Origin of the sequence: Streptomyces sp. NPDC006879 (assembly GCF_042869595.1) — a bacterium.
In the GTDB taxonomy this organism is placed as follows: Bacteria; Actinomycetota; Actinomycetes; order Streptomycetales; family Streptomycetaceae; genus Streptomyces.
The window spans coordinates 32,362-57,463 of sequence record NZ_JBIAGC010000008.1 but is presented as its reverse complement, the minus strand read 5'-3'; the positions used below and the strand labels follow the sequence as shown (position 1 = coordinate 57,463).

The window sequence follows — 25,102 nt, the reverse complement described above, 5'->3', positions numbered from 1 at the left end:
TTGTCAGCCGCCTACTCGGGACACTCCAGACCGCCCCTACCCTGACGGCCCATCGCCGGCCGGGACCGCATCTACGCAGCGGAAATCGCCCATCGAGGATCGGCGTGCCTGTGGCGGTCGAAGACGCGGCTCCCCGTCGTGTTGCTGGCCCTGGACGGCATATCGGCAGGGCCCGTCCGCCCCCTTACGGTCCACGTCGACGATGCGCGCGGAGCCATCGGGAGACTCAGGTGGTGGCGCCGATGTTCCGGTAGAGGCCAAACAGCCGCAGGCCCTCGGGCCCGTGGGCCCGGGCCTCTTGCTCCTGGCTGCCTCCGCCTCCACTGTCCAGTGCCTCCCAGCACCGCACCGCCAGCGCACGGGCGCGGGTGCCGGGCCAGGGCTGCGGCAGGAGTTCGGGGGGCAGGAGCGGGTCAGGGCGCATGGCTGTGGTGAAAGCCGCGGCCAGCTCGATGGCACAGGTCAGGCGCTCGATCCCGGTCGGTCGAGCCGGTCCCGTGAGCGTCGCCAGGCGGGCCGTGGCGAGGGCGGCGAGCGCCTCGTGACGGCCGGCGATCTCGGGTAGCGGCCACAGGCGTGCGGCCAGGCAGCTCGGTCGGGACTCCTCACCGATGCGCAGGTCCTGGCTGGAAAGACGGGTCAGGAGGGAGAGCACGCCGAGTTCTCGGGCGTGGGCCTCGACGAGGTCGCCGATGGCGTTCGCGCTGACGTAGAGCCCGCCGTGGACAGGGGCCGCACCCAGGTGGAGGAGGGAGTCACGCAGGGCGTCGCGTGCGGGCCTGGCGGATTCAGGGATGGCGAAGGCGAAGAGGTGCCAGGTCCCGTCCCAGGGGGCGAGCCCCTGGTCCTGGCGGTAGGCGTGGCGTACGTACTCCACGTCCGGCGCGATGGCGCCGGTGGCGTCCGCCGTGGCCTGGAGCCGGGCCTTGCGTCCCCGGCCGTGCTGGGTGAAACGGCCCTCGCTGACGAGCCGTTTGACGCAGAGTCGGACCTGTTGATCGGTCATTGCGAGGGCTTCGGCGACCGCGTACAGTTCGCCGGCGTCCACGCTGCCGTCCTCACGGACCAGGCCGTGCACCAGGGTGCGGGTTGCGATCTCGGGGGCGACGGACTCCGCCGTCCGGTCGTCGGTCAACGTGGTTGCTCCTCGGCGTCGAGGCGGGGTGCGGGGAGGGTGCGGAACATCGTCGTCACCGCGCTGAAGCCCATGAGGGTCCTGAGGTACGGGGTGCGTTCGGTGTGTACGGCGGCGAATCCGTGCCGCTCGTACAGGGCGCGGGCGCGGGGGTTGGTGTCGATGACGTCCAGGCGGATCCGCGAGCACCCGTGCCGTGAGGCGATCTCCCTCATCTCCGTCAGGAGTCGGCTGCCGATTCCCGTGCTCCGGTGGCAGGGGTCGACGGCGATGCCGTCCATGACGAGTTCCCCCGGTGCGGGTGTGCGTTCGAGCAGCGCCAGCAGGGCGAGCCGAGGGAGGCCGCGGACTGTTCCATAGCTGGCGAGGACGTCGCGCACGCCCCCGCCGATCAGCCCGTGTCCATCGAGCTGGTATCCGGCCACGCCCACCACGCCGTCCCCCGCGATGGCGACCGCCGCGCGGTCGTGGTGGAGGTGGCGAGCGAGGAAGGCGCGGCCTCGCTCGGGCGGGCCCAGGGCGGCCCCGAGTTTGCGGCCGAAGGCCTCCCAGTAGAGCGCGGCGACCTGCTGTTCGGTGCCCCAGGGCACCCCGTGTCGAATGGTGACTGCGGTGTTCACGACTCCTCCTCACGGTCCATAGATGAACATAGTACGGTCGAATCTGAAACGGGCGTTTCTGTTTCGATAGTTTCCTGGGGGTCGGATGAAACTCGTATGGGCGAAGAGCCGCCGGGCGGTGCGGGCGGTGCTCGTCACCCTGGCCGCCCTGCTGCTCCTGGCCGCTGCCGGTGGCGCGCTCGTGACCTGGCAGCACACCTACGACCTGCGTGAAAAGGCGGTGACGGTGCGCCAGGGCGGACGGACCCTGGACGGGGTCCTCGCTCTGCCGGAGCAGGGGCAGGGGCCTTTCCCCCTGGTGGTGTTCGTGCACGGGGATGGGCCGGTCAACGCCACCCACGACACCTTCTACCGCCCCATCTGGGAGTCGCTGGCAAGGGCCGGGTACGCCTCCTTGTCCTGGAACAAGCCTGGCGTGGACGGTTCGCGCGGTGACTGGCTGGACCAGACGATGGATGACCGGGCCGCCGAAGCTGCCGACGCCATCGCCTGGGCCAGGAAGAGGGCCGAGATCGACGGCCACCGGATCGGCCTGTGGGGCGCGAGCCAGGCGGGCTGGGTGCTTCCCAAGATCGTGGCGAGGGACCCCGCGGTGAGGTTCGTGATCGCAGTCTCTCCCGCGGTCAACTGGCACCAGCAGGGCCGCTACAACCTGCTCGCCGAGCTGCGCCGTGACGGAGCCACGGGCGCCGAAGTCGCCGACGCGCTACGGCGCCGCGAAAGAGGCCTGGAACTCCTCGGGCGAGGCGCGACCTACGAGCAGTACGTGAACGACGTCGGTGACCCGCGGGGCATGTCGGCCGCGCGCTGGCGGTTCGTCCTCAAGAACCACGCCGCCGACTCCCGTGCCGACCTCGTGGCGCTGCGCGGTCTGCCGGTACTGCTCGTGCTGGCCGGACACGACGTCAACGTGGACGTCGCCGACACCGAGTCCACCTACCGGCGCCTGCTACCCGGGCCGGCGCTGCGGGTGGCCCATTACCCCGATGCCGCTCACGGGCTGGTCAGACATGATGTCGAAGCCTCGGCGCTGCGCCTCACCCTCACCGCCCTGTGCGCTCCGCGGGCCCTGTTCGCCGACGGATTCCTGGCGGACCAACAGAACTTCCTGACTTCCCTCCGTGCCCGAGGCAGCCGGCCATGACCGCCGGGAGCCTGTGAGGGCCCCCATCGGTGTCCAGGCCCGCCTCGGGCACCTGCGGGCGGCGTGTTGTGCCGCGACAACCGGCCGTGCAGCCCGCACTCTGGTCCTCGGCAGGAGGGACCTGCCGGTACGGCGAGGGGCAACGGATGACCAAGGACCACGTGGACCGGTTCCTGAACGCGCTGTCGGCGGCCAGCCGCGAGAAGCTGCGCCACCGAGACCCGGAGCGGCTGCGCACCATGGCGGCCGAGTGGGAGCGGCGCCTGGAGGTCGATCAGGGCCTGATGGAGGTGGACGAACTTGACCCGGCCGCCGCCGAGCACCGCGCCGCCGAATCCGTCTTCGCCGAGGATTCCCTCTGACGTCGTGCCCGGTCGGTGGCTACCGGAGCCTGGCCGGTCAGCCGGCTGGTCAAGTGGACAGCGTCAAGTTGGTACCGGTATTCGGATCAAAGACGTGCATCTTCGAGGTATCCACCCAAAGTTGCGCCGTACCGCCCTCGCGTACCTGGGTGGCGGCGTTGAGGCGAGTGACGATCTGGTGGCCGCCGGCGCCGGTGTCGGTCATACCCGAGTCGGCGGCGAGTTCGGCGAGTTCGGACGTGGCGGTGGGCTGCCACTCGTCCTCCGTGAAATAGGCGTAGACGTCGGAGCCCAAGGACTCCACCACGTCGATGCCGACGCTGAAGGTGGTACCTGACCCGACCCGGGCAGCCTCGACCAGGGAGGCGTCTTCGAAGGCCTCCGGGCGCAGGCCCACGATCAGGTCCCTGGGCGCGTCGTGCAGTTCCAGGGCATGGCGCAACCGGTCGCTGAGAGCGAGGTCGCCCACCGAGGTGTGCAGGCGGCCGTCCGTCACCGTGGCGTGCAGGAAGTTCATCGCGGGTGAGCCGATGAATCCGGCGACGAAGAGGTTGTCGGGCTGCTCGTAGAGGTGCTGCGGAGTGCCGATCTGCTGCACCACTCCACCGCGCATCACCACGACCCGGTCGCCCAGGGTCATCGCTTCCGTCTGGTCGTGGGTCACATAGACCGTGGTGCTGCCCAGGCGCTGTTGCAGGCGGGAGATCTGGGTACGCATCTGGACGCGGAGCTTGGCATCGAGGTTGGACAGTGGCTCGTCCATCAAGAACGCCTTCGGGTCGCGGACGATGGCACGCCCCATCGCCACGCGCTGGCGCTGTCCGCCGGAGAGGTTGGCGGGCTTGCGCTCCAGGTGCTCCGTCAGGTCGAGGATACGGGCGGCCTCTTCCACCTTCTCGCGGATGGACGCCTTGTCCTGTTTGGCGAGCCTGAGCGCAAACCCCATGTTGTCGCGCACGCTCATGTGCGGATAGAGGGCGTAACTCTGGAAGACCATGGCGATGTCACGGTCCTTGGGCGCCCGGTCGTTGACCACCTGTCCGTCGATGTAGAGGGTGCCCTCGGTGATGTCCTCAAGCCCGGCGATCATGTTGAGGGTGGTGGACTTGCCGCAGCCGGAGGGCCCGACGAGGATGACGAACTCACCATCCTCGACAGTGATGTTGACGTCCTTCACCGCCACCGCACCATCGGGGTAGCGCTTGGTGATGCCTTCGAGAACGATCTCTGCCACGGTCGGTCCTTCTTGTCCTGACGAACGGCTGCCGCCGGTCAGCCCTTGACGGCGCCGGAGGTGAGCCCGGCCACGATGCGCCGCTGGAAGAGCAGCACGAAGACGATGATGGGAATGGTGATCACCACCGCGGCGGCGGCGATCGAGCCGGTGGGCTGGGCGAACTGGCTGCTGCCGGTGAAGAAGGCGATCGCGGCGGGAACGGTCCGCGCCGCCGTGGTCGAGGTCAGCGAGATCGCGAAGAGGAAGTCGTTCCAACAGAAGATGAACACCAAGATCGCGGTGGTGAACACTCCTGGCGCTGCGAGCGGAGCGATGACCAGCCGGAACGCCTGCGCGGGGGTGGCGCCGTCCACCTTGGCCGCCTTCTCCAAGTCCCAGGGGATCTCACGGAAGAAGGCTGACAGGGTGTAGATGGCCAGAGGCAGCGAGAACGTCATGTACGGGATGATCAAGCCGGGCCAGGTGTCGAAGATTCCGATGATCCGCTCGATGTTGAACAGGGGCGAGACCAGGGAGATCGGTGGAAACATGGCGATGAGCAGCGACATGCCGATCAACAGTCCCTTGCCGGGGAAGCGCAGCCGGGCGACGGCGTAGGCAGCCATCGTGCCCAGCGTCACGGCGATCACCGTGGAGATCAGTGCGATGCCGATGGAGTTGACCAGAGCTCGGGTGAACTCCGAGGTTTCGAAGATCCCTCGGTAGTTCTCCCAGGTCCACTTGGTCGGGATGAAGCTGCCGTCGGTGAGCGTACTGGGGTCCTTGAAGGACAGGGCGATGATCCACCAGACCGGGAACAGGGCATAGGCGATCACGATGGTGTTGGCCACGGCCCACCCCGACATGCGTCGCCTTGCAGTGGCGGACATCAGCGCCCCCCTTCCTGAGAGCCGGGGGCAGCTGCCCCGAACAGTTTGATGAAGACGAAGGCGATCAGCGCCACGCACAGGAAGATCAGCACGGAGATGGCCGAACCGATGCCGAGGTTGAGCGCGGTGAACAGGTTGTCGTAGCCCAGGATGGACACCGAGCCAGTGCCATGTGCACCGGCCGTCAGGATGTAGATGTTGTCGAAGATCCGGAAAGCGTCCAGGGTGCGGAAGAGCAGGGCGACCAAAATGGCCGGCTTCATCAGGGGCACGGTCACCAGGAAGAAGCGCTGCCACGCTCCGGCTCCGTCCACCTGGGCCGCACGCAGGGTCTCTTCCGGCACCAGGGCGAGGCCGGCGAGTAACAGCAGGGCCATGAAGGGCGTGGTCTTCCACACTTCGGCCAAGATGATCAGTCCGATGGCCGGCCACTGCTCGGTCAGGGGGGCTTCACCAGAAGGTAGGAGGTCGGCGAGGTAGCCGGTACCGGGGGTCCAGGCGTACTGCCACGAATAGGCCGCGACCACGGTGACGATGCCGTACGGAATCAAGATGGCGGTCCGGACCGTGCCGCGGCCGAAGATCGTGCGGTGCATCACCAGTGCCAGGGCGAAGCCGAGCACGAGTTCCACGACGACCGAGACCACGGTGATGAACACCGTCACCCACAGGGCCTCCCACCAGAACTCGGAGGACAACACGGCGCTGTAGTTGCTCAGCCCCACGAACCGGGCCTGCTGCGGGAACCGCAGGTCATAGCGCTGGAGCGAGAGGTAGAGGGCGTACACGATGGGGTAGGCGGTGACGGCGAGCATCACGGTCACGGCCGGCGCGCACAGCCGCCAGCCCAACCGGCGCTCCTGCCGGGCGCCTTCGGACCGGGCGCGGTCCTCCTTGGCGGGCCGCGCACCCCGCTGGGCGGCCGGAGTGGGCTGGGTCACGGGATCAGCCCCTTGGAGTTGAGGGCGTCCTCGATATGGTCACCGATCGTCCGCACGTCCCGGCTGGGCTCGATCCCGTTCGGCGGCGAAAGGGTGTCGGAGATGGCGATCGACACGTTCTGGTAGGCGGGCGTCTTGGGCCGGATGCTCGCGTTCTCCAGGGCGGACAGGACCGTGGCGGCGAAGGGGTAGTCCTTCACCAGGGCAGGGTCCGAGTACAGGGAGCGCAGCGTGGGCGGTAGGCCGCCCTGGAGCGCGGCGGTCAGCTGGTTCTGTCGGTTCCGTAGGCAAAGGGCAGCCTCGAAGGAGAGCTCGGGGTGGCGGGAGTAGGCGCCGATGGCCAGGTCGATACCGCCGATGGTGGGCTTGGCCGGCCGGCCCTGTTCGACCCCCGGGTACGGCGCCCACCGGAACTGCTTGAAGAGGGTCGGGTTGTTGGCCCGCATCGAGGGATACACAAAGGGGTAGTTGAGCTCGAAGGCGGCACTGCCGGACTCCATCGCCAGCCGGTTCTGGTCCTCCATCTGGTTGGAAAGGGACGGGTCCGCGGCGGCTGACGTGGCCACACCCTTCATGATCGAGGCTGCCCGTACGGCGGGTGGGCCCAAGGACGGCGCTGTCGCCGTGGCGTTGAGGATGGAGCCCCCGGCGCTCTCCACGAGCGTGTTGAACCAGACCGTGAGCCCTTCGTAGCGAGCACCCTGGATCTCCACGTAGTGCGGTTCTCCCCGCTCCGCCAGATCCTCGGCCATCCTGATCATTTCGGCCCAGGTCCTGGGTGGCGTGGGGACCAGGTCCTTGCGGTACCAGAGCAGTTGGGTGTTCGTGTTGTAAGGGACGGCGTACAGGCGTCCCTTCCAGAGCGCCGTTCGTAGCGGGACCTCCAGGGTGTCCCGGGTGGCCTCCGCCAGGGCGTCCCCCGTCCACGGGAGGATCCACTTGGCTTCAGCGAACTCGGCGGGCCAGGTGACGTCCAGGCCCATGATGTCCACCGTGTCGTCCTCAGCGGCCAAGCGCCGGACGAGTTGCTGGCGTTGTCCGTCGGCGGTGCGGGGGAGCTTGTTGTACTTGATCTGGTAGCGGCCACCGGATTGCTGGGAACAGCTACTGGCCGCGGTGGCCAACGCCCCTGAATCGTCAGGAAAGTTGTACCAGTTCAACATCGTCGCTCCGGAGCCGTCCGAGCCGCAGCCGGAGAGCAGCGTGGCCATCAGGGGCAGGGCGAGAAGAGCCCGGATGAGCCGTCCGGCCCCGCCACGGGACCGGGCGCCGCTGCCTGGTGTCAGGCCAGGGATGCCGGGGAGGCGCGCCATTGCTTCACCCCCTTCGTGGCTGCTGGTGCCGGGTCCGGACAGGACGGCCAGGAGCCCCGGACGCCGGCCACGCTATGGGGTGCGGGTGCAGTGTCCGCATCCCCGGGGGTTGCCTCGCCGAAGGCTCACCCGTTCAGCCGGAGGGAGCGAGGATGACGGGACGAGCGCGGTGGAGACCCGGGGCAGCGTGACGGTCGCCCGCCGGGTGAGGGATGCGTCCCTCCCTGCGCGGGTAGAAGACCAATCCGCCCGGGGAAGGGAGCGAGTCAGTCATGGAAACCACAGATCAAGGTCCCCGTGTGGTTGTCGGCATCGACGGATCGGAGGCGTCCTACGAGGCCCTGCGGTGGGCCGTGCGACATGCCCTACGGATCGGTGGCAGGGTCGATGCCGTCGCCGCGTACGACGTGCCGGGAGCGGTGGGCTGGTCGGCGCCCGCCGTCGACGCCGATTTCGATGCCGCACAGGCGAAGAAGCACCTCGGCGAGGAGGCCCGGACCGTACTTGGGCAGCTGCGCGCAGACGTGTCGCTCGACGAGCGGGTGGTGCGCGGAAACGCCTCCGAGATACTGGTCGAGGCTGCTCGGGGCGCCGAACTGCTGGTGGTGGGCAACCGGGGCCGTGGCGGGTTCACCCGACTCCTACTGGGCTCCGTGAGCCAGCAGTGCGCGCTGCACGCACCGTGTCCCGTGGTGATCGTCCGCCGGGGCACCCAGCCCGACGCATGAGGCAGGCGCAGCCACAGCACCGGGCCACGACTACGGCCAAGGCACCTGTGCACGGGCCACCACACCGCGCTTCCTCGACCGGGTACGGATCAGGGGCCCACCCGGTGTCGCAGGGCCCGGCCGCGAGCCGACGGTGATCCACGTGCACCCGGCGTGGTCGGGTGGGGAGAATGGACGAAGAGAGATCCTTCGAGGGGGCTGCACCAGCCCCGTCCGTTGCGCGCGCGGGCACGCGCTGAGAGGGAGCGACATGTTGGAGAGGATCGAGGAGGCACCGGCCGGGGTGGACGCGGTGCGGGCGGTGGGGACCGTGACGAAGAGGGACTACGAGACGGTGATCGAACCCCTCCTGGACAAGGCCCGGGAAGAGGGCAGCCGCATCCGGTTCCTGTACGAGTTCGGCTCCGACTTCAAGTCGTTCACTCCGAGCGCGGGCTGGGAGGACTTCAAGGTCGGGATCGGCTCCGTGCGTCTGCTCGAAGGCTGTGCGATCGTCAGCGACATCGGCTGGATCCGGGAGTCAAGCCGGCTCATGGGCTTCCTGATGTCCTGCCCGGTCCGTGTCTTCGGGGGCGGTGAGCGCGAGGAGGCACTGCGCTGGCTGGTCTCGCTGCCGGAGGGGCCCGGGGTGTCCCACCGCTTGGTGGCCGAGACCGGGGTGCTCGTGGTCGAACTCGATCAACCCCTGCGCGCGCAGGACTTCGAGGCTCTGACACTGACCGTGGACAACTGGCTGGCGACCCATGAGGAACTCGTCGGCATCGTGGTCCACGCGAAGGAGTTTCCCGGTTGGGAGAACGTCGACGGGCTGCTGCGCCACCTGAGGTTCGTGCGTGACCACCATCGCAAGGTCAAGAGGATCGCCCTGGCGGCGGACAGTAGGCTCGCCTCGCTGGCTCCTCGGTTGGCCAACCATTTCGTGCGCGCCGAAGTGCGGCCCTTCGACTACGACGGGCTCGACGAGGCGCTGGCCTGGGCCGGACGCCCGATGGGCGCCACCTCCGACGCCTCGGGCGAGTGAGCCAGCTCCCGCAGCCTCCGGCGGTGCGGGAGCTGTGGGGGATCGACAGCGGCGCCCGCGTCGAGGCTGAGGGCACCAGCCGTCGTCGGTCGTGGCACGGCGCCTGAACCACTGGCCCCATCGGCTGGGTCCGTCTAAGAAGCCGCCCTCCTGCCCCAGACCTCTTCGCGCGGTGAGCCGAGGGCGCATTCCTGACGAGCGGGGACACCCAGGCTGACCTGCATCGTCACAGGAGATATAACCCATCCGGACTCGTTGGGCGGGGCGCGGTCGACCCCCGGGCGCCAGGATGAACGAGGGCGACGTCCGCCGCATCGGCGCTCTCGACGCCGCCAGGCGTGACGTCCCGACCGATCGCGCTGGCTTTCGCCATCTGCGAAGGGAGAGACATGGCCGAGACCGACTCCGAAGGAGCCGCGTTCCTCGCTGCCCGGGCCGGGAGCAGCCGGCCACCAGGGCCAGAGGTGACAGGTCGCGGCCCCACCGATCTTCGGCGCGTCGGAGCGAACCCGGACTTCTGGTACCCGGTCGCCCTGTCCAGACGACTGCGTGCCGGGCGGGTGGTGCCAACCGCGTTCGCCGGGGAGCGTATCGCGCTGTACCGCGGGACGAGCGGCACCGTTCACGCCCTGGAGGACCGCTGCGCCCACCGGCAGGTACCGCTGAGCATGGGTGTGGTGGAGGGCGATACGCTCCGCTGTTGCTACCACGCCTGGGCCTACCGGGGTGACGGTCGCATCTCACAGATCCCGTACCTGTCCAAAGGCGACGGTCGGCCGCCGCGCGGCGTGCGCTCCTACCCCGTCCGCGAGCAGTACGGCCTCGTGTTCGTCTTCCCCGGCGATCCGCAGAGGGCGGCGGGCACCGCGCTGCCGGACCTGCCGGCCTACGGCTCACCCAGGCACCGGACCATGACCTACTCCCGGACGGTGCGCTGCCACTACTCGTTCATGCACGAGAACCTGCTCGACATGAACCATCAGTTCCTCCACCGCGGTGTGGTCGGCAGGCTTCATCCCGAGTTGCTGCAGTACCGAAGTGGTGCGCGGTGGGTGGAGGCGAAGTACCTGTTCAGCCACGCCGGAGGCAAGCGGAACCACGGCGCTGGTCTACTGGCTGCCGAGGGCATCCGCGGCGGCGACTCCCGCGATGTGATGACCATCCGCACCGAGTACCCGTATCAGACGCTCGACCTGGTTCCGGAGCACGCCGACCGGCCCGCCTTCAGCCTCTGGGCCACCTACGTGCCCGAGGACTACGAACAGCGGACCTGCCACGCGTATGGCCTGCTCATGATCGAGAAACCTTCGGTCCCGGGCGTCATGTCCTTGGCCTGGCCCTTCGTCCGGCGATTCACCGAGCGGGTGTTCGCGGAGGACCGCAGGGCAGTCGAAGCCGAGCAACGCGCCTGGGAGGAACAGGGTGAGGACCGCAACCGGGAGGTCTTCCCACTGATCCTGGACGTCCGTGAGGTGCTGCGCGCCAACGGCGTCCCACTGCGCCCTGCGGGCAGCGCCCCTGTGTTGGACGGATCCACTGGCGGCGGGGACGAGAACCCGTGTTCCGACCAGGTCGTCGGCCCGCACTCCTCGGATGCGCCCGCGGGCGACTGAGGAGGCGGGGGCTGTGATGACCGGGAACCGAGTAGGCCTTGCGAGCTCAGCCGTCCCCTGACGTGCGCGCCCGCCCCGCCCGGCGGCAGCGGGCCCCGAGGCCCGACCTCCCACGCCCCGTTCCGGTTCCAGCCCCCGAGGTGATCATGCGTTTGCTACTCGTCCACCCCAGCGCCCTGATGTACTCGGAGATCTTCCTGCGGCTGGAGCCGCTCGGCCTGGAGCGGGTGGCCGGAGCAGCGCGCGACGCGGGCCACGACGTGCGGATCGTGGACCTCCAGGTGACGGGGACGAGAGAGCTGGCCCGCGAGTTCGCCTCCTTCCGGCCCGACGCCCTCGGGGTGTCCCTGAACTACCTCGCCAACATCCCGGAAGCCCTCGGGCTCGCCCGTGCGGCCAAGCACATCCGCCCGGACTGTTTCGTCTTCTTCGGAGGGCACAGCGTGTCCTTCGTGGCGGAAGACGTGATCGAACAGTCCGAAGGGGCGGTGGACGCCGTGGTACGGGGCGAGGGCGAGCCGGCCGTCGTTGCCCTGCTGGAGGCAGTGCGCGACGGCGGGGTGGACTGCGTACCGGGCATCGTCACGGCGACCGGTCGTGGACCCCAACCGGGCATGCTGCACAGCATCGACGGCCCCGTGCCGGCCCGCGACCTGATGCGCCACCGCCGCAAGTACTTCATCGGTGAACTCGATCCGTGTGCCTCGATCGAGTTCACCCGGGGCTGCCCGTGGGACTGCTCCTTCTGCTCCGCATGGACCTTCTACGGACGCAGCTATCGCAAGGCGTCCCCGGAAGCGGCGGGCGCGGAGATGGCTTCCATCCGGGAGCCGAACGTCTTCATCGTCGACGACGTCGCCTTCATCCGCCCCGAGCACGGGCACTCCATCGCAGCCGAGTTGGAACGCCGCAAGATCCGCAAGCGCTACTACCTGGAGACGCGCAGCGACGTCCTGTTGCGCAACGAGGAGGTGTTCCAACGTTGGGCCCGCCTCGGCCTGCGCTACATGTTCCTCGGAATGGAGGCCATCGACGCCGAAGGGCTCGACCTGTACCGCAAGCGGGTGAGTCCGGACGAGAACTTCCGTGCCCTGGAGGCGGCGCGCCGGCTCGGCATCAACGTGGCGATCAATCTCATCGTGGACCCGGCCTGGGACGAGGAACGCTTCCGCGTGGTAAGGGACTTCGCCCTCGCCGTTCCGGAGATCGTGCACCTGACCGTGATGACGCCATATCCGGGAACGGAGATCTGGCACACCGAGTCCCGCCGGCTCACCACCCGCGACTACCGGCTGTTCGACATCCAACATGCCGTCGTGCCGACCCACTTGCCCTTGGATGTCTTCTACCGCGAACTGGTACGGACCCAGGAGGTCATCAACCGCAAGCATCTGGGACTGGGGACCGCGATGGGCGCCCTTCGCGTGTTGGGCACCAACCTCGCCCACGGGCAGACCAACTTCGCCCGCATGCTGTGGAAGTTCAACCGGGTCTACAACCCGAGCCGCCAACTGGCGGACCATCAAAAACCGGTGCGCTACGAACTCCCGCTACCGCAGCACCATCAAATCGGGGACCGCCGCGAGCTCTACGTGCACACCCGACCGGCCGGCCGCCATGAGGCCGGGCCGGCGCGCTGAGGCCCCGCACGCTTTGCCCTTCGCGCCGGGCTAACCGTGCGCGGGGACAGCCGCTGGCGCGCTGGTCACCGTGGCAGCAGGGCGGGTGAGTTGGCACCGGGAACGAGGATCTTGGGCTTGCCGGTGCCGTTCGCAGGCACGCTCCACACGTCGTTCGTTCCGTCTGCGCGCTGTAGGGCGTACATGAGGGTGCTGTCGTCCAACCAGGCGGCCTGGTCGTCCACCGTCCGTGTTTCGGCGGACTCCGTTCGACGCAGGGTGGCGAGGTCGAGTACGGTCAGGCGCCAGCCCTTGGCGGGGTCGGCTTCGACGGCCTGCTTGAAGGCGATCTTGGATCCGTCCGGCGACAGTGAGGGGCACTCCACGTTGTCGGCCAGGGTGCGCAGGGTCCGTGCGGCGAGGTCGCCCTCCACCAGGGAGCGGACGCCCCTACTGGAGACCGTGGCGTAGAAGCGGTTGTCGTCGGAGCCGAATGTGATGCCCCAGATGTTGATGTCAGCGGCCCGATAGTGACGCCCCTGCCGCAGGACCTTGAACTCTTCCAGAGAACTGATGAGTTCACCACTCCGTGTGTCGAGGATCCCGCTCCGGGTCGAAAACCCCCCGCCCGCGTACGAGTCTCCGCCCACGAACACGGTCCAGGCGACCAGGCGCCCGTCCGCGGATACCCTGGTCCGGTTGGGTAGCCCGGTCAGGGCGACGCTGCGCCGAGTGCGTTGGTCCTCGTCGAGCACCAGCAGTCTCGGTCCGCTGAGTGCGCCCACCGGGGTCAGGCAGGCGGTGGTCCCACCGGCGGTGTAGGCACGCTCGCAGTGCTGCGTCGTGACGGTGCGCGGGCCGCTGGGGTCAGCCAGGGACACCATGGACAGCAACCCGTTGCTGAGCACCTGTAGTCGGGCCCCAGGACGGCCAGGGGCACCCGGTTCGGTGGTGGCCGCAGCGGGGCTGCCGCCGGGGGAGGCGGCCGTAGGGCTCTGCCGGGCGCGAACGACGGCGGTGGTCGCCAGAGCCGTGAGCAGGACGGTGGCGATCACGGTGATGAGGATCTTGACACGTCGGGTCGGGCCGTTCAAGAGAGAGTACCGGTCCTTTCGTCCGGGGTCCGCGCTGTGCACGGACCGCGGGGCGGGTGTTCGGGCGGGTCCTCGACCAGGCCGTTCGCCGTGCCCTGTTCGGGCGGTGCGAGCCACCTGGGGGCGAGCAGTACGGCCGTGGCCGTGCCGGCGAGTACCACCCCGACTGCCGCGCCCCGACTGGCTGCTGCGTCCCCCCACAGCTGCCAGGCCAGCCCGAACAGCACGGAGGAGCCGAAGTAGGCCAGGGCCTGGCCGCTCTGGATCAGCGCGATGCCGGTGGTTCGCAGGCGTTCGGGCAGTACAGGTCCCGCGAAGGCCATCAGCACGCCGTCCGTGGCTGCGTAGAAGAGACCGTGCAGCGCGAGGACCGTGACGAGGAGGGCAGGCCCGCCCAGCGGGCCGTGCAACAGCAGGTAGACCAAGGCGAGTACGCCGTAGCCGCCCAACATCACCGGCAGCCGACCGATCCGGTCGGCCAGCGCCCCCAGCGGGGCCGCGAGGAGCAGATAGGAGAGGCTGGTTCCGACGGCCAACAGGGGGAACCAACCGATGGACAGCGACTGCCGCCGCTGGAGCAGTAGGTACACGAAGCCGTCGCCGATGGTGGCCAGCCCAAGGAGACAGGCTGCGTACACCAGCCGCCGTACCGCTCGGGTCCGCAACAGGCGTCCGACCGCACGTGGCGAGACGCTGCCGGACGGCGCTGGGGTCTGCCTCCGGTCGCGAACGAAGAGGAAGAGGACGAGGACGCCCAGGGTCGCCACGCAGAAGCTGGTGACGAACACGGCGTCGAAGGACTGCCCGGCCGCCGCGAGTACCGCGAGAGCCACCAGAGGACCGACGAAGGCGCCGACGGCGTCCATGGCGCGGTGCACCCCGAAGGCCCTGCCGAGCGCGTGCGCGGGGACGGAGAGAGTGATGAGGGCGTCGCGGGGAGCGGTACGCAGCCCCTTGCCCGCCCGGTCGGCGGCAAGTACCAAACCGATGGACCCAGTTGAACTCCCTGCGGCCACGAGAGCGATCTTCGCCAGGGCCGAGAGGCCGTAACCGGCTCCGGCCACCGCCTTGCGCCGGCTGACCCGATCGCTGACGTAGCCTCCGACGAGCCTGAGCAGGGCCGTGGCGCCGGTGTTGAGCCCGTCCAGGACGCCGTACGCGGCCGGGCTGAGATGCAGCCCGAGGACGAGATACAGCGGCAGCACGGCGGTGACCATCTCCGCCGAGACGTCGGTGATCAGACTGACGGAGCCGAGCGCGAAGACGTTGCCACCGACCATGGACCACCGGCCCCGCAGTGGGGTCCCTGGAGGGTCGGTCGGCAGCGCCTTGCGGCCGATCGTGGAGAGATACACGGGAGTACGACCTCCGGGCGATGCAGAGGGAGGACGCCGCCCCGCCGTAGAACGGGTGACGGGAGCGGCGCCTGGTGTGGTCAGGAGGGTCAGTGACAGGTGCCGGTGCCGCTGTCGTTGTACGTCTTGCCCGCCTGTGGCACGAACTCCCAGTCGTAGCTGGCCTCGTGCAGAGTCAGCTTCAGCACACCGAAGGTGTTGCTGTTGCGCGCCTCACTGTTGGGCTGGATGGTGCCGAAGCCGTAGAAGCTGGCGCCCCCCATTCCAGCGACGAACTGCCGTATGCCGCGCGCGTTGTCGAGCTGGCCACTCGGGTTCTGCGGGGCGAAGCGCTCGTACTGGTGGTTGTGACCGGTGAGGATGAGCTCGGCGTCGTAGTCGTACAGTGCCTGGACCAGGGGGCCGGTCGAGGTGCTCGGGCCGTGGCCCGAACTCGAGGTCCAGCGGGGCTTGTGCCAGTAGGCCACGGTGCAGGGCTTGTTGCTCCCCGCGAGGTCAGCGCGCAGCCACTGTTCCTGGGCGGAGCCAGCGGACATGCTGATCTCCGAGTTCAGCGAGACGACGTGCCAGTTGCCTAGGTCATAGGAGTAGTACCCCCTGCCTGCCGGCCCGGCGTTCGCCCCGAAGTAGCTGTAGTACGCGGAGGCACCCGAGGTGTGGTAGTCGTGGTTCCCCGGCGCCGGCCTGGTGCGGGCCTTGTGGCGGCCCCAGGTCGGCTCGTAGTAGGTGGCGAAGTCGGAGGCGGTGCCGTCCGGGTAGGCGTTGTCACCGGTGGTGAACACCGTACCCGGGATGTTGTCGAGCAGACTGGCGGTCGCGCTGTCGCCGGAGCCTGAATTGGCTATGTCACCTGCGCCGACCAGCACCGGATCGCCCGACGGCGGGTTGGTGGAACCCGAGGGGGTGGGGGTGGGGCCACCGCCGGTCTCCAGCACCAACTGCGGAGCGGTGGAACCGGTTTCCCGCGAGTCGTAGTCGGCTCCGTTGCTGCTGGAGGAGGTGACGCCGATACCGAAGGTTCCATTGCCGGTGACAAACGAGGTCACATCGACTTCGTACCAGGTGTTGCGGGAGACCGAGCCGAGGGAGCCCAGGGTGGCGCCGTCGATGGCGGGCCTGTTGCCGTACGTGACGGCGGTCTCGGACCACGTGGTGTTGGACATGGCCTTGAAGGTGCCGCCGCTGCTGCTCTGCGCACCGGACACGTCGTCGACGTGGACCCGCAGGGTCGCGCGGGTCACCGGCTGGGTGAGACCCGTCACGTCGAACCTCAGCAGCATCTCCTTGACCGGGCTGTGGTCGACTCCGAGTTGCTGCGAGGTGCCGTAGTTCGTGGTGCTGTGGTTTGAGTCGACATAGGTGTCCGCCGCTGCGGTGAACGTGGTGCCGGCCGCGGAGGCGGTGGGGGCGAGGGCGGTCAGCGCCATGGTGGCCACGGTGGCTGAGGCGAGAACGCCGACGAGGGCCACCGTGGTGACCTTCCGACTGGGCATGCGAAACCTTTCGCTTGCGGAACGAGGGCGTCACGGAAGGTAGGCCGCCAGCGATGCGCTCCGGTGTTGTGCCGAGGTTGGCCCGGTGGCGGTTGGATGAATCACAGGGGTTGCCCCGCTGATCACCGGCTGTTCCGCAGTGCGTCCGGATGATCGGGGCGGCCCGCCGTGGTCAAGCGGATCAGGGCGGCCCGGGCGATCAGGCATCAACGGCGCTGGCGACACCCGATGCCCAGTGGGACACGAGGCCGAAGGCTCCCGGCTCTTGGTGTGACCAGCAGGTCGGGAGTGACCAGGCGGCCGAGTCACCCCCTTTCCGTCACGGCATCCGAACCGGGGAAGCCGTGAGCAATCATCCCCACGCCCCACCCCGCCCGGGTACGGTCACACAGTGCACTACGAAAGCCTGCCGGGCTCGTGCCCCGCCCGTCGTTCGCCGACGCCACACGGGTGGACCGCCGGAGGGAGGCAACCCGATGCCACAGCTGTCCACTTGGGGCTCCTTCGTGCGGCGAGCCGAGCAACGGACGCCCGAAGCCAACAACAGCCCTGGAGAGCGCAAGACGCGCCCGGATACGATCGGTTGCGATTCCACCGCGCCGGACGATCGGTGAACGTCCGGCCCCGCCGAGCCGTGAGAGAAGGAAGCCGGTCAGCCCTGAGGAAGCCCTGATGTCCGTGAACCTCCGCATGGAGGGCGTCGTGGAGAACACCGCCGACGTCCTGCGCCCTGCCCGTGCGGTGGTTGTCTCAGCCGTCTGCGTGATGACGACTGCGTTGGGCCACGCCCTGACTTCCGATGATCCGGTGCCGTGGTGGGCAGTGGGCTTCGCTCTCACCGCGACCGCCGCAGGCTCATGGTGGCTCACCGGCCGAGAACGCGGCCCCGTCACCGTCGTGGGTGCCACGGTCGCCGCGCAGGGTCTGCTTCACCTGCTGTTCAGCCTCGCGCACCCGCCGATCCGACCGTCAGGGGGAGCCGCGCCAGGGGTTGAAGCCCCGGCGGGATCCGGCGCGGGCGCGCATGTTCACCACGTCGCCGGGCATCTCGACCCGGCCGGCGCACTGCACGACTCCTCACCCCTGTTCGCCCTGGCGCACGGCAACTCCACCGGGATGCTTCTGGCACACCTACTGGCGGCGGTCGTGTGCGGGCTGTGGTTGTGGCGTGGTGAGGTAGCGGTGCACCGAACCGTCCGAGCGCTGGCCGCCCTACTGTTCGCGCCGCTGTGTCGGGTGTGGCGGGTAGTGCTCCGCACGAGCCCCGGGCAAGAGCCACGCACGTGCCGCACCCTCGTTGCCGGGCGCGTGTTCCCGCAGCCCATCTCCGCCTCGCTGCGGCACGCCGTCGTACGAAGGGGACCGCCGCAGGAGGGAGCGAAAGTCACTTTTCCCTCCCCCGCGTCACCGGGTGCTGCCACTGGGACCTGAGACAGGTCCTCCTGGTAGCCGCCTTGGCCGGGGTGCAGGTGGACGACCTGCGTACCCGTAGGGCGTCGGTCACGTCTTTCCAGGTCCGTTCCGCCCACCGTCGGTGATGCAGCCGAGTTTGGTGCGCGCATGCACCACGTCGGGCGTTGGCCCGCGTCAGCAATCAGGAGTTCCCTCTATGAACCACCGCAAGTCCGAGCGCATGGCATATGACACCCCTCCGGCGGTGCAGCCGGTGACATCCGATAGGTGTGGCCGCCCCCCTGCCGCGCGCAGTTCACGCGGCAGGCTGGCGGTTGTCTGCATGACCCTGGTGGCCTCGGCCGCCCTTCTGTCAGCCTGCGGGGACAACCCCTCCGAAGACGCCGCGGCGGACAAGTCCGCGTCCCCGTCGCACTCCATGGCTACGGACAAGATGGGCGGCATGGCGATGGGTGACCCCTCAGCTGTCCCCGCCGACAAGGTTCCCGGTGCCGAAGTGGTCAAGGGCCAGTTGGAGTTGCTGGAAACCAGGCCGCCGGGCATGGACGATGTCAAGGGCACGGCCTGGCTCGCCCAGGGCCCGAAGGGCAGCACCGTCACGGTGTCCCTGACCGGCTTGAAGCCGGGCGCCACTTACATGGCGCACCTGCACGCCAAGCACTGTGCGGACGGCAACGGCGGCCCGCACTTCCAATTCGAGAAGGGCGGCGCGACCATGCCACCCAACGAGGTGCACCTGATGTTCACCGCCGACCCGGATGGCAAAGGCATGACGACGGTGAACAACACGCGTAAGACGGGCGCGGACGCCGTCGCCCTTGTCGTGCACCCGCGCGAGGCAATGGACAACCGGATAGCATGCGCGGACTTCGACTTCTGAGGGCGCCGGCGGCTCTGCCGGGGTGCCTGTGCGTATTGCTCCTCCTCGGCAGCACTCCCGCGTACGCCCACACCGCGTTGGAGGACGCCTCACCGGGTCCTGGCGCGAAAGTCGGGCCCGGCCTCGACGTCATCGCGCTGACCTTCGACCAACTCAAGGCCGGCACCACGGCGGAGATCGGTCTGACCGGACCCGGCGGCGCCGCGATGGCCGTCGGTCAGCCGGTGATGGCCGATGACTCCCTCGCCTGCGTCGCCGTCCCTCCGTTGGTCCCGGGCATCACCACGGTCACGTACACCGTCACCGCCGCGGACGGGGACACCCAGACCAACTCCTACCAGTTCCAGGTCGTTGACGGCGCCAAGCCTGCCGTCACACCGCCCGTCTGCCGGGCCCTCAGCTTGCCGGCCCCCGGTGCACAGCGGGTCGGCACGCCGTCGGAGTCCGACCGCACCACGGCGTTGGTGGTCCTCGGGGGAGCCGTTGCGGTGGCCCTGGGCGGCGGTGTCCTCGTCCTGCGCTCGCTGCGCAGGTCGAAGCCCACGGGGAGGAGGAGGGCCAGCACCTGATCGCAGGGCGGCTCCAGCCGAGCCCAACTCCACACGGCCGGGGCCATGACACAGGGACGGTGGCCCGTGGCGCGGGCCACCGTCCCCGCGTCATCCGCCGGGAACCTACCGTGATCGCCCCTCCCGGCACCCTCCCGTCGGCTGGATCGCGGGAGCACCCTTAAGACAACCCTCCGCCTTGCGATGCACCGCATCTGACGCCGTGCGCTGATCCACCGGGGATAACGGGACAGCCCTTAGCCGCGCGGCACTCTTGTCGCAGGGCCAACGGGTGCGGGCCCAGGCGGGACGGGCAGGTGACGGTCCAGGCATCGTCGAGTTCTCCCGCAGCCAGTCCGCCCGGAAAGTGACACTACGTCACTGCTGACTACTCACGGGAGTGGGCCTGAACAGAGGTTCTTTGACGTACCATCAGGCCGTTCATTTGGGCCAATGAGGGGAAGTACTCTCCCCTTCGGGAGCGCCGTGGGCAGGTCGGGCGGTGCTGCTGGTCGAGAGTGAGGGCGTGCACGGAGACGAACAGGGACGCGTAACGGCAAGTGGGGTCCGGGCTCTGGTGCGATGGTTACCCTTGGCGGTTCTCGTGCTGGGCGCCGTCACCGAATGGCTCACGCCGCCGGACTACATCATCTCCGCCTTCTTCGCTGCGGCGCCCATGGTGGCGGCGCCGGTCCTGTCGGCCAGGGCCACGGTGGCCGTCGGTGCGGCGGCGACCGGCTTGCTGGTACTGCTCATGCGGCTGTCGGGTGGCCTGCACCCCATGGAGGCCGTCACTCAGGCGATCACCGTGGCAACCGTGGCCGTGCTGGCGGTCTTCTTCAACAGGGTCGTGCGGCGCAGTGACGAGCGTCTGGCATCGATCCGGTCCGTCGCCGAAGCAGTGCAGTTGGCCGTTCTGCCTGTGCCCCCTGCCCGACTCGGCCCACTGGCGGTGGCGGCACGGTACCAAGCGGCACAGGCCGACACCCGGATCGGTGGGGACTTCTACGCGATCCAGGAGACGCCCCACGGGGTTCGACTGCTCCTCGGTGACGTGCGGGGAAAGGGAATGGAGGCCGTGGCCGCGGTGACCGTGTTGCTGGGTGCCTTTCGCGAGGCGGCAGAACACGAGGACAGCCTGCCGGCGGTGGCCGATCGGCTGGATCAGGCGCTCCGCCGCGAGACGGCGCGGCGGCCGGCCGCAGAGGCGGACGAGGTTTTCGCCACCGCGGTGTTCGTCGAGATTCCAGGTCCCGGTCTGTTGCGGATGGTGAGCCGCGGCCATCCGGGACCTTTCCTGGTGGGGCCGGGGGACAGGCTGGAGGAGTTGGAGCCAGTGGCGCCGGCACTGCCGCTGGGCATGGAAGATCTGCAACTCCGCCCCGACCGTACTGGTTGCGCCATGGTCCAGGAGCACCACTTTCCAGTGGGAGCGACCTTGTTGCTCTTCACTGACGGCCTCACCGAGGCACGGGATGCGAGCGGGTGCTTCTTCCCCGTCGCCCGGTCCTTGAGTAAGTGGACTCAACTGAAATCAGAGCCCGGCTTCTTGCTGGACACCCTGGTTACCGAGGTCACGCGGTACACAGGAGGAGAAGCTTCGGACGACCTCGCCCTATTGGCGGCAGTGCATATGCCAGCGGACTGACTACGTGAAACATTCCGCTGGCGAGGCCCATAGACATTTCAATTGAGTAACGATGATCCATCGTCGGTGCGGGGTTTCGTTGAAGTTTGATTCAACGCGATTGTTTCGAGGGTGGCGTTCCGGTGGGCCTTTGTCGTGCACCCGGCATTTGGGTTTGACTATGCACGCTCAAGGTGGGCTCAGATGGTAACGATTTGAGCACGGATGCGACTGGGGCCTCTTTCAAATGTTTGGACACCCGCGATGGCAGCCGATTTCTGCCGGGCGCGCAGTGTGCATGACGGGACGCCTCCTCCATGGGATCCGTGTCACCAGCACGGCCAGGCGGAGGCCCGCTCGCCGTCGCTTGACGTTGTGGAAGGCCGTGGCCGGCAGGTCACGGCGGAGTTCTCGAAAGGTGAACAGGAAGTGCCCCAAGGGGAAAGCGTGCGGTGTGGCGGCAATGGACATTCGCTGAGAAGCGAAGCTCCTCCCATTGGCCAACTTGCTGTTCCGTCATCAAACGAAAAGCACGGACAGAAGAGACGGGCGAGAAGTCAGTGAAGCACCCGTTCAGGTGGTTGGGTTCATGATCATGGCCTAACCAGGTCAATCACCACGTGGCGGGAATGTGTTTGTGGCACTACGAACGGAACTAGCCCGCCCGAACGTGGCAGGCGGGGTTCATCCCACACACGTGAGATTCAGGAGGATTCCTGTTGCTTCCCCGACCTTCTCCTCTCAGTTCCCCAAGCCGAGGCAGACCCCTGATGCGAAGGCTTTCCGCCCTCGGCGTCGTCCTGCCGATGCTGACGTCCGGCATCGCGATGGCCGCGGCTCCCGCCGCGGCCCGAGCAGAAGCCGGCGACGGCACCGTCAAAGTCCGTGTGGTGCGCGAGGTCAATGCCAACGGCACGTGGGACCGGGTCCTCGAACCCGGAATGCAGGATGTCGAGGTCACGCTGACCGACGACGGCGGACGCACCATCACCGGCCGGACGGGAGCTGACGGGACCGTTACCTTCGACCCGTCGGGCACCCCGCTAGTGGGCGGCAAGTACCGCGTGCAGGTCATCAACCCGAAGCCGAACGTGCTGTACTCGGCCTTCGCCTCGCATGAGGGCATGCTGAGCGGCTCGCCCGACACGCTCACCAGCACCGAAGAGTTCGTCGTCGTGTCCGGCGGGAATGACGTCGAGCTGACCACGGCCTTCTGGAACCCGGTCGACTACTGCCAGAAGAACGCCGATCTGGTGACCGCCTGCATCCGTAAGGACCACGCAGGTGGTCCTGCGGACAACGACACCCGGACTCTGGTCAGCTTCCCCTACAACGCCCGCGGCAACTGGACTCAGCGGAGCAACGGCGTAACCGACCTGTCGGACAAGGCGACCACGGGTGCTCTGTACGGCATCGCCTACAGCAAGCAGCAAAAGTGGATCTTCTCGGGTGCGATGGCCCGGCGTGGTTCCGCCTATGGCCCGGCCGGTCAGGGCGGGATCTACCTGACCGACAAGGCGACCGGGGAGACCACTCTCTTCACCACGGTCCCCAACGCTGGCACGACCGCACACAACATGACCTCCGAGATGGACGTCGGTTTCAGCCCGACGGTCACCAAGGAGGCGCTGGGCGATGTGGACGTGTCCGAGGACGGCAAGGACCTCTATGTCGTCAACCTGAACGACAAGAAGCTCTACCGCTACGACGCCACGCAGAAGACCGCGAGTGAACCGAAGGCGTCCTACACCATCCCCGACCCCGACTGCTCGTCATCCGACGACTGGCGGCCCTTCGGCCTCGGCGTCCAGGACGGCGTGGTCTACGTGGGCGGTGTCTGTTCGGCGGAGTCGACGCAGAAGAAGGAAGACCTGCGGGCCGTCGTGCAGACGTTTGACCCGGAGGCGGGAGAGTTCACCGCCATCGTCATGGACGAGAGGCTGGACTTCGCCCGCGAGGTCACCGACACCCTCGCCACCTGTAACAAGGGCGCGGGCTGGTACCCGTGGGCGGACGGTTGGCGCGACACCCAGGACGGCAAGACGTGCTCGAAGGCCAGTGGCATCCGCTACGGCTACCCGCAGCCAGTGCTCGCCGACATCGTCGTGGAGACCAACGGGGACCTGGTTCTCGGCTTCCGTGACCGTTGGACCGACCAGTCGGGCCACCAGGTCACGGCAGTGCCTGGGGAAACCCGCCTGGTACGCGCCATGCCGGGTGGCGACATCAACCGGGCCTGCAAGGGCAGTACCGGTGGCTTCCTGATGGATGCCAACGGCGGTTGCAAGAACAACTCCTCCGTCGCTGGCATCAAGGAGTACTACGCCGGCGACGCGCGGACCGTCTGGCACCCGGAGGCCGCCTTCGCGGGCATCGCGCTATCGAAGGTCGAGGAGAACATCGCGACCTCGATCGTCGACCCGTCCGGTGAGACCTACAAGAGCGGTACCGGCTTCATCAACCGCTTCACCGGTGCCGCGGACGGCGGTAAGACGCTGACGGACACCTTCGGTAAGGGCGGCTCCATGGCCGACCTCGAAGTGATGTGTGACGAGGCGCCGATCCAGATCGGCAACCGCGTCTGGTACGACGTCGACAAGGACGGCATCCAGGACCCGGGTGAGAAGCCCGTCAACGGTGCGACGGTCAATCTGTACGACGCGGCGGGCAAGCGGGTGGCCACCACCAAGACGACCGCTCGTGGCGAGTACTACTTCGACAACTCGAACGTGCCCGGTGGTCTGAAGTTCAGGACCGAGTACACCATCAAGATCGACAACCCGGCGGACTACGAGCAGGGCGGCCCGCTCTACCAGTGGGTCGTCACCCAGAACGACGCTGGCGACAACGACTTCATCGACAGCGACGGCAAGGTCCCCGCGGGTGGGAAGTTCCCCGAGCACACCATCACCACGGGTGACGCCGGTCAGGACAACCACACCTACGACTTCGGCTACCACCAGCCCGCTCTTGGTGCTGTTGAGGTCGTCAAGGTTGATGCCAAGACGCAGGAGCCTCTGCAGGGTGCGGAGTTCCAGCTGTGGCGTGAGTCGAACGGCACTGATGGTCTTCAGTTGGATGGCGAGAAGCCTGACACGAAGGTCGGCGGGCCGTGTGTCACGGACGGTAAGGGTGTTTGCCGTACTGGTGACCTGGAGTTGGGTGTCTACTACTGGCAGGAGACGAAGGCTCCGGTCGACAAGGACGGTAAGGAGTACGCTCTGCCGGATCCGGCGGTCTTCGGTCCGTTGGAGCTGACGGAGGAGAACTCTGAGGCCGGTGCGACGGTTACGGCGCCGAACCGGCGGCCGGACATCGACATCGAGAAGAAGGACGAGGAGACCAACTCCGACGCGGACACCGAAGAGGAGAAGGTCGTTCTTCCGGACACCCGGGAGAAGATCCTCAACATGGATGTCACCAACAACGGCTCTGAGCGGTTGTACAAGATCGAGGTCGGTGACCTCGTGACTAAGGGTGATGCCAAGGTCAAGGACTTGACCTGTGAGTGGCCTGACGGGACCAAGAGCACGGACCCGGAGGGTAAGCGGGTGATCTGGGAGGCCTCGTGGCCGGAGAACCCGGAGGACCCGAAGTCGAAGCCGGAGCAGTACTTCGAGGTCGGCGGTAGCTACAAGTGCACCGCGACGCTGTACGACCTGAAGGTCGGTGAGCTCCACACTGACCAGTCCACCGTCAACGGTGAGGGCGAGTTCAGCCACAAGAGCGTCAAGGACGACGACCCGTGGAACGGCGAGCCCGAGGGCGGTGCTGTTGAGGTCGTCAAGGTTGACTCGGAGACGGGTAAGCCGCTGGAGGGTGCTGCTTTCCAGCTGTGGCGTGAGTCGAACGGCACTGATGGTCTTCAGTTGGATGGCGAGAAGCCTGACACGAAGGTCGGCGAGGCTGGTGTCACCGATGGTGAGGGCCGTTTGAAGGTTGGCTCTCTGGACATGGGTGTCTACTACTGGCAGGAGACGAAGGCTCCCAACGGTTACCCGTTGTTGGACCCGGCGGTCTTCGGTCCGTTGGAGCTGACGAAGGACAATGCCAAGGACGGTGTGAGTATTACGGCGGAGAACACGCCGCC

At 68.0% G+C, this 25,102-nt stretch carries 20 protein-coding genes; 11 read left to right on the top strand and 9 right to left on the bottom strand.

The annotated features are described in order from the left end of the window. Positions 1-226 precede the first annotated feature (226 nt). Entirely contained in the window at positions 227-1,135 is a 909-nt protein-coding gene (locus ACFYMC_RS08980) for a PaaX family transcriptional regulator C-terminal domain-containing protein (RefSeq protein WP_388521051.1), read from the bottom strand. Further along, entirely contained in the window at positions 1,132-1,755 is a 624-nt protein-coding gene (locus ACFYMC_RS08975; RefSeq protein WP_388521047.1) for a GNAT family N-acetyltransferase, read from the bottom strand. The genes ACFYMC_RS08980 and ACFYMC_RS08975 overlap by 4 nt, the downstream gene beginning before the upstream one ends. A gap of 85 nt (positions 1,756-1,840) precedes the next feature. Here ACFYMC_RS08975 and ACFYMC_RS08970 point away from each other — a divergent pair, with 85 nt between their 5' ends. Together ACFYMC_RS08970 and ACFYMC_RS08965 are read left to right on the top strand one after the other, a co-directional pair. Continuing rightward, a complete protein-coding gene (locus ACFYMC_RS08970; protein WP_388521044.1) occupies positions 1,841-2,899 on the top strand; it encodes an alpha/beta hydrolase family protein in 1,059 nt (352 codons plus the stop codon). Between the two features lie 146 nt (positions 2,900-3,045). Then, positions 3,046-3,261 carry a hypothetical protein gene (locus tag ACFYMC_RS08965; protein ID WP_388521041.1) on the top strand — a complete coding sequence of 72 codons (216 nt, stop codon included), beginning with the start codon at positions 3,046-3,048 and terminating at the stop codon, positions 3,259-3,261. A gap of 49 nt (positions 3,262-3,310) precedes the next feature. Here the strand turns inward: ACFYMC_RS08965 and ACFYMC_RS08960 are convergent, their stop codons facing one another. The 4 genes from ACFYMC_RS08960 to ACFYMC_RS08945 are packed head-to-tail and all read right to left on the bottom strand — an operon-like array spanning position 3,311 to position 7,621. Next, positions 3,311-4,495 (bottom strand): ABC transporter ATP-binding protein, encoded by a 1,185-nt coding sequence (locus ACFYMC_RS08960; protein WP_388521038.1) that lies wholly within the window; start codon positions 4,493-4,495, stop codon positions 3,311-3,313. A 38-nt stretch (positions 4,496-4,533) separates the two neighbouring features. Then, positions 4,534-5,343, bottom strand: coding sequence for a carbohydrate ABC transporter permease (locus tag ACFYMC_RS08955; protein WP_388521386.1), 810 nt, complete (start codon positions 5,341-5,343; stop codon positions 4,534-4,536). A gap of 23 nt (positions 5,344-5,366) precedes the next feature. Next, positions 5,367-6,308: a carbohydrate ABC transporter permease gene (locus tag ACFYMC_RS08950; RefSeq protein WP_388521035.1), complete on the bottom strand. Its 942-nt coding sequence runs from the start codon at positions 6,306-6,308 to the stop codon at positions 5,367-5,369. After that, positions 6,305-7,621: an ABC transporter substrate-binding protein gene (locus ACFYMC_RS08945; RefSeq protein WP_388521032.1), complete on the bottom strand. Its 1,317-nt coding sequence runs from the start codon at positions 7,619-7,621 to the stop codon at positions 6,305-6,307. The genes ACFYMC_RS08950 and ACFYMC_RS08945 overlap by 4 nt, the downstream gene beginning before the upstream one ends. 272 nt (positions 7,622-7,893) lie before the next feature. On the opposite strand from ACFYMC_RS08945, the gene ACFYMC_RS08940 reads away from it, so the two are divergent. From ACFYMC_RS08940 to hpnR, 4 genes are all read left to right on the top strand, one after another. After that, positions 7,894-8,349: a universal stress protein gene (locus tag ACFYMC_RS08940; protein WP_388521029.1), complete on the top strand. Its 456-nt coding sequence runs from the start codon at positions 7,894-7,896 to the stop codon at positions 8,347-8,349. A 250-nt stretch (positions 8,350-8,599) separates the two neighbouring features. Further along, positions 8,600-9,370 (top strand): STAS/SEC14 domain-containing protein, encoded by a 771-nt coding sequence (locus tag ACFYMC_RS08935; protein WP_388521027.1) that lies wholly within the window; start codon positions 8,600-8,602, stop codon positions 9,368-9,370. A gap of 389 nt (positions 9,371-9,759) precedes the next feature. Beyond that, on the top strand, positions 9,760-10,983 hold the full coding sequence (locus ACFYMC_RS08930) for a Rieske 2Fe-2S domain-containing protein (RefSeq protein WP_388521025.1): 1,224 nt from the start codon (positions 9,760-9,762) through the stop codon (positions 10,981-10,983). Between the two features lie 146 nt (positions 10,984-11,129). Next, positions 11,130-12,623 (top strand): hopanoid C-3 methylase HpnR, encoded by a 1,494-nt coding sequence (gene hpnR / locus ACFYMC_RS08925; protein ID WP_388521022.1) that lies wholly within the window; start codon positions 11,130-11,132, stop codon positions 12,621-12,623. Between the two features lie 65 nt (positions 12,624-12,688). Here hpnR and ACFYMC_RS08920 read toward each other — a convergent pair whose 3' ends face one another. The 3 genes from ACFYMC_RS08920 to ACFYMC_RS08910 form a co-directional block, all read right to left on the bottom strand. Next, the gene (locus ACFYMC_RS08920) at positions 12,689-13,696 is read right to left on the bottom strand and encodes a TolB family protein (protein ID WP_388521019.1); all 1,008 of its coding nucleotides are present in this window, start codon (positions 13,694-13,696) and stop codon (positions 12,689-12,691) included. Beyond that, a complete protein-coding gene (locus tag ACFYMC_RS08915) occupies positions 13,693-15,051 on the bottom strand; it encodes an MFS transporter (RefSeq protein WP_388521016.1) in 1,359 nt (452 codons plus the stop codon). The genes ACFYMC_RS08920 and ACFYMC_RS08915 overlap by 4 nt, the downstream gene beginning before the upstream one ends. 89 nt (positions 15,052-15,140) lie before the next feature. After that, a complete protein-coding gene (locus ACFYMC_RS08910) occupies positions 15,141-16,544 on the bottom strand; it encodes a DNRLRE domain-containing protein (RefSeq protein ID WP_388521013.1) in 1,404 nt (467 codons plus the stop codon). Between the two features lie 672 nt (positions 16,545-17,216). Here ACFYMC_RS08910 and ACFYMC_RS08905 point away from each other — a divergent pair. From ACFYMC_RS08905 to ACFYMC_RS08885, 5 genes are all read left to right on the top strand, one after another. Further along, positions 17,217-17,975: a hypothetical protein gene (locus ACFYMC_RS08905; protein ID WP_388521010.1), complete on the top strand. Its 759-nt coding sequence runs from the start codon at positions 17,217-17,219 to the stop codon at positions 17,973-17,975. A gap of 304 nt (positions 17,976-18,279) precedes the next feature. Then, positions 18,280-18,837 (top strand): superoxide dismutase family protein, encoded by a 558-nt coding sequence (locus tag ACFYMC_RS08900; RefSeq protein WP_388521007.1) that lies wholly within the window; start codon positions 18,280-18,282, stop codon positions 18,835-18,837. Then, positions 18,816-19,406: a copper resistance protein CopC gene (locus ACFYMC_RS08895; RefSeq protein ID WP_388521004.1), complete on the top strand. Its 591-nt coding sequence runs from the start codon at positions 18,816-18,818 to the stop codon at positions 19,404-19,406. Before ACFYMC_RS08900 ends, ACFYMC_RS08895 begins: the two co-directional genes overlap by 22 nt. Before the next feature lie 571 nt (positions 19,407-19,977). Then, complete coding sequence (locus ACFYMC_RS08890; protein WP_388521001.1) at positions 19,978-21,033, top strand: PP2C family protein-serine/threonine phosphatase; 1,056 nt, start codon at positions 19,978-19,980, stop codon at positions 21,031-21,033. Positions 21,034-21,782: 749 nt separating this feature from the next. Further along, positions 21,783-25,102 (top strand): SpaA isopeptide-forming pilin-related protein (locus tag ACFYMC_RS08885; protein ID WP_388520998.1); only part of this gene is annotated, 3,320 nt, incomplete at its 3' end.